This window comes from Bacteroidota bacterium (assembly GCA_013696965.1).
GTDB lineage: Bacteria > Bacteroidota > Bacteroidia > JACCXN01 > JACCXN01 > JACCXN01.
This window is the reverse complement of the sequence record JACCXN010000028.1, coordinates 1-9291: the sequence shown is the minus strand read 5'-3', so window position 1 is coordinate 9291 and position 9291 is coordinate 1. Positions and strand designations below refer to the sequence as shown.

The following is a 9291-nucleotide window of genomic DNA, read 5'->3' as shown; positions in this document are numbered from 1 at the left end:
CATTGCATATCCTCAAGTGGCGGTCTAGGTACTCTATTGCAAAGCCTTTAATTTCTATTAACTTTGCTGCCCGCGGTTTTTGGTTCGGTGCAATAATCGCCACCTGCGTATATGCAAATAACGTTATGCAATAGCATTCTGTAACGCAATGACAGAAAGGAACGCGAGCCTTTTTTGTCTTTTTCATTGAGCACCTTTTCTGCAATCTTCAAGGTTCAGAGCAGCCTTACGCTTCGTGCTTTAATTTTTCCCCACCCGCAAAAAAAAAATTGAAATCCCCAGCCGCACAATAGCACATTGCCTTTTGCCACATCCCAAAAGCCAACACACCTTGGCAAAAGTCAAAGAGCTATTTCCTCTCACCCAAAGTTCCTGCAATTTTTCTTCTGTTAGTTTTGTTATTTACTAATAACAAGTCGTTCAACTAAAACGCTATTTCCTGATTTTAAAACAAATTGATAAATGCCTGTTGCAAAATGTGTACAATCAATAAATAGTTCTTGTTCTGTATTTAATTGAATTGTTTTTACCTGTATTCCTAACGAATTATAAATAATCAGTTCTGAATAAGTATCTGTTCCCGGTAACTGAACCTTAACAGCATTGCTTGCAGGATTCGGATATAATTTAAAATTAAAATCTTTATGTTTATGTTCATTTTCCTTCAGTTCTAATTCCTGCACAAATCTATTTGAAGAAGTGGAATTTCTTTTTCTTGTTTTTGGACAGCTTTCAATTTCAGATGTAAATTCATGTATGTCAATAAGCTCATTTTGTAAACTTAATTCTTTTTCAGTTAAACAAATCCAGGATTCTATAGTTTCTTTATCAGACAATGTTGCACCTGAAAGTATATTATTAAATTCATTTAATGCCAGATTACGTTTTCCTGCAAGTCTTAAAACCTGTCCTTTATCTAACCCCAAAGAAATCTTCTTATCTTCATATAAGGCCGGTGTAAAACAATCGGAATAGTCTAAAATATAATTCTGAGTATCCAATACCTTCAAGACTTCATCAGGCATATTTGAATTTAAAGAAACTTCCTGAAGTTCATTATTTATATATGCATTCCCAAGGGCTTCCAGCATATATTGATAGGATAGTTTAATTAAATAAGCATCTTTATTGTTTATTGCAGGTTCATTATCTTTTAGATATTTAAATATTTCATGGAAATTTTGCACAGCAATCCTATTTGTATTTTGAGAACCCGTTTGGTCAGGTACTACTTTCTCAATTATTTCCCTTACAGCTAAATTTATTTTTTTATTATTAAAAGAAGGCGTGTTAATCACAATACAGGATGGGCAAAAGAATAAAGGATTATCTATTACTATTACTCCTCCGCCTCCACTTGAAGGGCAACTCTGATTGTTTTGAGGATAATCATCTTTGAGTAGGATTTTTCTTGTCTGACCTTGCGAGTATTGATTATGATAACAATTATAGCTTGTGGTTAATTTATATTCTTTTTTGTATCTGGGTAGTGCAGGGAATGTAATTTGATCTGAAATCCATCTGTTATTATTAGCTTGAATATGTATGTCTGAACAGTTATTATTGCCACAGTTATTATAATCTATTCTAAGTGTTCCATCAATAGATGGATCACAAACATTATCTGTACTTGCACATTTATAATGCACATTAGTACCCGTTGATAAATTATTATATCCATTATTTACAAGGAAATTTTTCGCATTTTTGAATCTAATATTAATCTTATCTCCATTACCATAGGCAGCATCAAAACCATTTCCTCTTAGGTCATTATAACCTGTTTCATGGTCGCTGCTCATTGTGAGGGTAGAGTTATTATCCATAAATATACCTTCATATGCATTGTTTTTTATGGAGCTGCATCTTATCTTAATATTTGCGCCAGAGACGTATATGCCTCCAATCAAATTATTTGAAATATTTGAACTATTGAGAGTTAAAGTCGCATTGCTGCCCCCATGATAATTAATACCGTCATAATTGGCATTAGCGACTGATCCTCCCATTGTTACACTTCCAAGAACGGAAGGTGATTTCATCCCCTGGGCAAACCACCCAGTTTCATTGTTTTTAAAGGTAACATCTGTCATTATCACTCCGCTTCCAGTTGTATACAAACCAGCAATATAACAGTTTCTAAATGTACTTGAGATAATAGTAATATTTGAATTCCCATGAACAGACAATGAACGAAGTCCATAATTGCCATTTTCAAATATGCTTCCCCAAATATAAACCTTGCTTTGTCCATTAAGGCTGAAACCGTTATGATTACTGTTTGCTGTACCAATATTACTTGCTATCCGTGTTCTTCTTAGTTCAATCTCTGTGTTAGTTCCAATTGGCATTATATAAGAATAAGATCCAAGTTCAACTTTGCACAAGTTTAATCTAAATAGGGTAAGATTTGCCGGAAGCACTAAATGGCCCTGAGTAACCTCAATGACTTTTTGGGTATCACTGCTCTTTGTAATATTTATTGAACTCCCGGAAGCAGCCTGAACATTATCAAAAGGCGCTGAAGGTTTATTGAATTTAATAAATCCGTTGCCTGAAAATGTAAATACTGCATTTGCACCAATATTAAGTACGCCTTGTAGTTCCAAAGTGCTTGCAGCATCAGTAAGATTAATTATGGCACCCTGATTATAATTTAAATGGCCTACAGATGCAGTTGTTGCTTCAATAAGTATTTTTCCATTTCCCTTTATTTTTATTTGAGCACCGTCATTTAAAATTAATCTTCCACCGGGCTTTACTTCTATACCTTGCCAATTTCCAGAAAAACAATTGCTCATAGCCTGAATGGTTGATGCATTAACAATCATTTCCCCGCCACTTTTTACAATAAACTTTGTATTAGAAGCAACTTCAAGCAATGGAGAATTGATATATAATTTGCCTCCGTTTTCTATTTCAACTATACCTGCTACCTTTCCTGAGTTATTCCAATATGCATTACCTGTAATTTTCTTTTGCTGAATAAAATCCGGATTTAAAGTTACCGTGTAAGTATCTGTACAGGGCTGTCCACTTAGTGCGGAAATGTTTGTTACCACTGCAGTATATGTTCCGGGTGATAAATTATTTAAAGTATATAATGTACTACCTGTGTTCCATTCAATAGCAGTGCAATTATAACAATTAGTAATTGAAGCTGTTCCATTTAGATAATTACCTGAACAAGTAGCATTTGATCCTGTGATTTCAGGTCCACAACCTCCAACGGCAATGCCCTGGTCAGTTGTAACGCCTTCAACAACTTTACATCCATTATTATTTGTAGCTATAATAAAATGTTGAATTTCAGTATTCGTGGAACACAAAGTAAATTCGTTATTATTAGTACCTGGTGTCATGCCAGGAGGAGTAGCTATATAAGAATAAACTGTATTGGAGGTAGTTGTAGAAGCCGTTACAGTTATACAGGGGGATAAATTCAAACTGGGATATAATGGGGGATCAAAACTTACCGTAAAATGCTTATCATTTGAAACTTCAATCCATTGAGGAGATTGATTTGCAAGATTATCGGTTTCCTTATAGATCCACCGACCACTTTCATTTCCATCACAGTCTATCATTATTAGAAAAGTGGTTCTTGCAGGAATATCGCCTGTTATAATTTTGTTGGTGCCCGGCATCGAAAAGTTGATGTTACCAGAGCTGCTATTGGTATGAATGGTATATGCACGGGTTGCAGATTCATCTTGATTGAGCAGCATAATATATTTTTGATTTGCAATTGTTGAATTTCCCGTAAAATAACAACCAAAGGCTTTTAAATTGGGCATACCATTAACAGTGCCAGGAGCGTAATTTGCAGTATAATTGGTGCCTGATTTGAAATGATCAGCAAGGAGTTTGAAGTGCCAGTAGGTGGATTTGCGAATTTCTCCATTTGGATTGCCTAAATATCCCTTATCTCCATTATCTGAATCTCCTCCACTTTCATGAACTGACCAAGGCATCATTGCCATTATTGAATTTTTGAGGCCATTGGAAAACATATCTGCCCAAAATTGGCCAGCTATAAAAGAAGAAGAACCTACTCCATCTATTGCCGGATTAACTTGAGTATGAATATTACTTGCCCAATTAACATTAAATTCAGTCACTGCAATTTTTAAAGGGTTGGCACCACGAGATTGATTGGCAGCATTTACAAGAGTAATTATAGGCTGTAATTGAGTTGAAAAATTACCGCCAGGATAACTTATTACATCATTTCGTGTATAACTGGGCCCGTATGGATATGTATGAAAAGCTAAAACATCTAAAATATAGCGATTTTTATTATCACGCATAAGACAAATATCATTAATGGAGGAATATGGATCTCCACCTAAAAGATCCCGCAATACCCATTTAGGTCCATAAGAATAATCATTTTCATTCAAATCAGGACCCCATATTGTTAAGGGAGTAGTATTTATTAATTCCTGAGCATCGCGAATTGCTATAGAAAAAAGTGAAAAATAGTTTACAATTTCAGCAGCAGTATAATCTACTCCAGCTGTATTATATTCGCTTGAGGGTTCATTTCCAATAGAAAAATTGATAATATTCAAGCCCTCTGTCTGATTCAGAAATGTTACTAAGGAAGCCGCCTGAGCAGGAGTATATACTTCATTATTCACAGGTATTTGCACGATTATTATGACATTCGGCATTTTAGCTCTTATCTGTCCAATCATGTCGGTTAAATTTTTTCTATATCCTGTTACTACAGCCGGATTTAAATTATCAAAGTCAATACCACCTATTCTAATATATGCAGGTGAAGATTGCGAAACAGTTCCCCATAGCCCATCCAACTTCCCACCTACATCTTGAGTTCCTACATATTTTGGCATCCACGCATTAATTCCAAAAAAAACAGGAGGCTGTTGCCCAATTGTGATATTGGTGATTAACAATAAAATAGCTAAAACACAAAGTAGTTTTTTTTTTCATATGAATTGCTTTTTTGATAATATATTAATTCAATGTTAAACATGAATTTTATAATTACCAAATTTTTGGGAAACAAAATTCCCGTTATATTCATTTTATTTTCCCCAGAAAAGTAAAATCTTATTAAACATCTGCTTTTAATAACCTTTTTTAAGATGGCATAAATTTTCTTACTAGAAGTAAATATGGAAATGAGAATAATTTTTTTATTTTGTTTGCTTTTTCATCTTAATATCCATGGACAAACGTTCGAATGGGCAATTGAGGGAAAAGGTGTAAAGTTTGGAAGGGCTTTCGGAGAATTTATGGACAAGGATGAGGCTGGAAATATTTATGTCGCAGGTTATTATTTGGACACAATAAGTATTAATGATAAAATGCTTATTGCCGCGACTCCTGCACCTGGAAGACATACAATGGAAAATTTTATTATTAAAATTGATAAATTGGGTAATCTAAAATGGGCTATAAGGCAAGGTAAAGGGATTGAAGGAATATGCATAGACAATAGAACTGGAAGCTTGTATGTTACGGGCACTTTCAGCGGATCTGTGTTTTTTGGTTCCGGAAACAACAGCGATACTTTACAATTTCAGGAAAACTGGGATGGGTTTTTAGCCAGGTACGACACAGCCGGTAATTTTATCTGGGCAAGACACATTAAAGGTGTGCATTCTCAAGGTCTTAAAAATGTAAAAACTGATTCTGAAGGAAATATATTTGTATTAGGTCAATATACAAAAGAAATCATAATCGGAGATACTATACTGTACGGGGATTACTTTCCTCAAACCAATGGAATTCTTGCCAAATATGACAAAGACGGGAATTTAAAATGGCTGCGGTTGTTTAAAGCAGTAAATGATGGAAATATTAATTCTATTAATTGCTCCAAACTAAGTATTAGCGGAAATCAAATATTTATCTCAGGCTTCATTATAGGTAAGATATTATTTGGCACAGCACCAGATACGGCTACTCTTGCATCTATTACAGCCCCTTGGGGAAGTCCAAGTACCGATATTTTTTTAGGAAGTTACGATTTGGAAGGAAATTTTCTTTGGGCGGAAAAAGCGGGCGGGGTAATATCGGATGCCGTAGGAGAAATCACTTCAGATTCTGATGGAAATGTTTACATAACCGGAAGTTATGACACTACTGCCACATTTGGGCGAGGAGGAAATGCGGTAACTTTATATGGCAGTAATATATATTATTCTGGACCCAATCGAACCGCAAATTTTGCTAATCCTTTTGTGGCTAAATATAGATCTGATGGTAGTTTAGAATGGGTTAAAAATATAAAAAGAATAAGAGGCCATGCAAACATAGTAGGAGGGATAAGCTTAGATAAAAATAGTAATATTTTTATCGGGGGAACTTTTCATGATACTATTGAAATAGGAAATAAAATATTTACCCGTGAAGGGCCTGAAAATACGGCTAATATCTTTGTGGCAAAGTTAAATAATAAGGGTGATCTTATATGGCTTACCAGTACCCACACATATAATGATGTATATTCTGAACCGAGTGCCATGTCCTTGATTAATGACGAAGAAAATAACTGTTATCTAACGGGGATGTTTACCGGGAAAACAGGTTTTGGAAACATTCTTTTGGAAACGGATTATTATGCAAATGCCTTTATTGTCAAAATTAAGGATTATGACACAACAAATCAAATCAATTCTGGAAGTAAAAGGAATGACCTAAATATTTACCCTAACCCCACTCAAAGTAGCTTTACCATACATTATCACTCAGCCCAACCAGGTATGGCAAATATTATAGTAAGAAACTTAACTGGTGCAGTCATTTTCGAAACTATAGAACAAAATCACACAGGTACTTTTCAAAAACAAATTGATTTAGGCAAAAATGCACATGGGGTTTATTTTGTGGAACTGTTAATCGATAGGGAGCTGTTTGTGAGAAAGCTGATTGTCAGTAAGTAAAAGTTAAATGTTATGTGGAAAGGCGAAAATTTTTAAACCTAATTTTCAATTATAAAAAACAAGAAATAACCTATTTTTATTTCTGAAGCTTTGCCTAATATGAAAAAGGTATCACGAAGGTATGGCTAAGGCTTGGCTAAAGAATGATAAAGCCATTATAAAGGCATACGAAACCTATGACAAACCCATTTGATACCAATGTAAGCCTATTCCAGAATGCTCCTATCTGCCGATATCAGTACAAAGCAAGAAAGTCATTACTTTACCCTTTCGCACATATAAGCACATTCATAATTCCCTCTAAAACCAATCGCGCAAACCAAAAATTATAAATAAGCTTCCATTTTTCCTACGCAGGATTTCAATTTTTTTTTCTCCCCCTCCCTCTTTAAAAAATTAAAACACCCAAACACACGGAGCCCCTGGCACTATTCATGGGCGTTACACTGCTGTTCGCAACTAATCGTGACTTTCTATGGAAGTGGGAAATGCCATCGCATAACATTGCATATCCGCCAGTGGCGGGCTTGGTGCTCTATTGCAAAGCCTTTAATTTCTATTAACTTTGCTGCTCACGGTTTTTGGTTCGGTGCAATAATCGCCACCAGCGTATATGCAAAAAACGTTAACTGAAAGCCTTTTTTTACGGATGACTGAACAGCACAAATTTGTTTTGGCTAGCAGCATTCAGCACCTTTTGTGCAAACTTACAACACTTGAAGCAGCCCCTCCCTTCATGCTAAAACTTTTTCCTCCCACACAAAAAAATGAAGTTCCCCATCCCAAAATGGCACATTTTATTTTGCCTATCACACTAGCCAACACAAACAAAATAAAAAGAGCCATTTCTCCACCCCAAATTTCTGCTATAATTAAATGAAATTCCCATGCATTTTAAGACAATTAGCTATAAAATGCTATGTTTGTATTAGAACTTAAAGTATATTATATGAAAAATCTATTTTTATTATTTTTTTTAATTCACAACATCAATTCAAATATTTATGCTCAGAAAGACTCAGAAGTAGGAGTCACCTTAATAAAAATATATACTGTTGAATGGAATCTTAAATCAAAAATAGCATATACCATGGATAATTTTAAAGGAAGGTATAAATACTACTTTGAAAATAATGGTCTGGGTTTGGAAAATATGTTTGTAAATTATAATGATTGCATTGATAAATTAAATTCCCAAAAAATTATTCCTTCGGATTCCGCATCGTTTACTATGATAAGGAATTATGTTGAATTAAAGTTTGAAAAAAAGAAATCAGTTAACCTTTATTTTGATTATCAAGGAAACTATTATTTCGAAAATAAATGGCATTCAAGAAACGAGGGATTGTACTATAGTTTATTTAAATATTTCTCTAATACATTAGTTTCAGAAACTTTAATTGAACAAGCTAAAAAGAAAAACAACGACTCATTGTGGCATTCGGACTAATAGTTAGAAATCTTGAACTTATTACATAAGAGTACGATTTAAAATATTATGTTTGTGAAATGATTATTTTAGTGAACAACCAATTTATGAAGAAACTGCTAAAAGGATTAATATTAATGATGTTTATTGCATTGTTAGGTTCTGCTTGTAATGGTAAGTCAGATAATAAAAAAATCAAAGATCCTGAAAATTTTGCTGTTTATCCCAACTCCTCATTTGAAATTAATGCAGATTTAACTACTCTTGAACAATACAAAATATACGATGGAAATAAGATAGTTTTTGTTTATCAAAGACAAAGTACTGTTTTTGTGAATGCTAATGATTACGAGCCAACCTTTACTGAAGTTCTTATATTTGAAATTGGATCAGAATTGGAAAGCTTCGAATTTAAAGACACAGAACTTAATGATATTAATTGCAATTATTCATGGAAAATATTATCTAATTCTCTACAAAAGGATATAGTAAAATTAAAAAAAGGAATTGTTAAAGGAAAGAAACTTGAAAATGGCAATTGGAAAATTACTGTAAACATTGACACTGGCCTAAAAGTAGGTGGATATCTTGAAAGACAGAATTCTCGTAAAATCCATTTTGAAAAGACTGTTTAATAGTAATATTGACAAATTGCATTGCAAAGCCAGCACGCAGTTGGAAGCACATTTACAATTCTCACCTGCCCCCCTCGAAAACCAAAAATTGTAAATAAGCTTCCATCTCTCCCAAAAGAACTTCATTTTTTCCTCCCCCCACTTAAAAAGTTTTAGCATTCAAACACACAGAGCGACTGTCACTTGTAGTCGGTAATCAACAATGCACAGAAAATGGTAAATAAGAGTGCACAGAAAATGGAAACAAGAGTGCACAATTTGGTCAAAGGTATATCATTTGTTTTTAGGTTCAAAAATTGTTTTTCTATTT

At 34.0% G+C, this 9291-nt stretch carries 4 protein-coding genes; 3 read left to right on the top strand and 1 reads right to left on the bottom strand.

Annotation, left to right across the window (positions count from 1 at the left end):
• Positions 1–398: 398 nt before the first annotated feature.
• Positions 399–4859 carry a T9SS type A sorting domain-containing protein gene (locus H0V01_04755; protein ID MBA2582682.1) on the bottom strand — a complete coding sequence of 1487 codons (4461 nt, stop codon included), beginning with the start codon at positions 4857–4859 and terminating at the stop codon, positions 399–401.
• 291 nt (positions 4860–5150) lie between these two features.
• Between H0V01_04755 and H0V01_04750 the strand changes: the two genes are divergently transcribed.
• From H0V01_04750 to H0V01_04740, 3 genes are all read left to right on the top strand, one after another.
• The gene (locus H0V01_04750; protein ID MBA2582681.1) at positions 5151–6917 is read left to right on the top strand and encodes a T9SS type A sorting domain-containing protein; all 1767 of its coding nucleotides are present in this window, start codon (positions 5151–5153) and stop codon (positions 6915–6917) included.
• Between the two features lie 949 nt (positions 6918–7866).
• Positions 7867–8367 carry a hypothetical protein gene (locus tag H0V01_04745; protein ID MBA2582680.1) on the top strand — a complete coding sequence of 167 codons (501 nt, stop codon included), beginning with the start codon at positions 7867–7869 and terminating at the stop codon, positions 8365–8367.
• 86 nt (positions 8368–8453) lie between these two features.
• Positions 8454–8981 (top strand): hypothetical protein, encoded by a 528-nt coding sequence (locus H0V01_04740; GenBank protein ID MBA2582679.1) that lies wholly within the window; start codon positions 8454–8456, stop codon positions 8979–8981.
• Positions 8982–9291 lie beyond the last annotated feature (310 nt).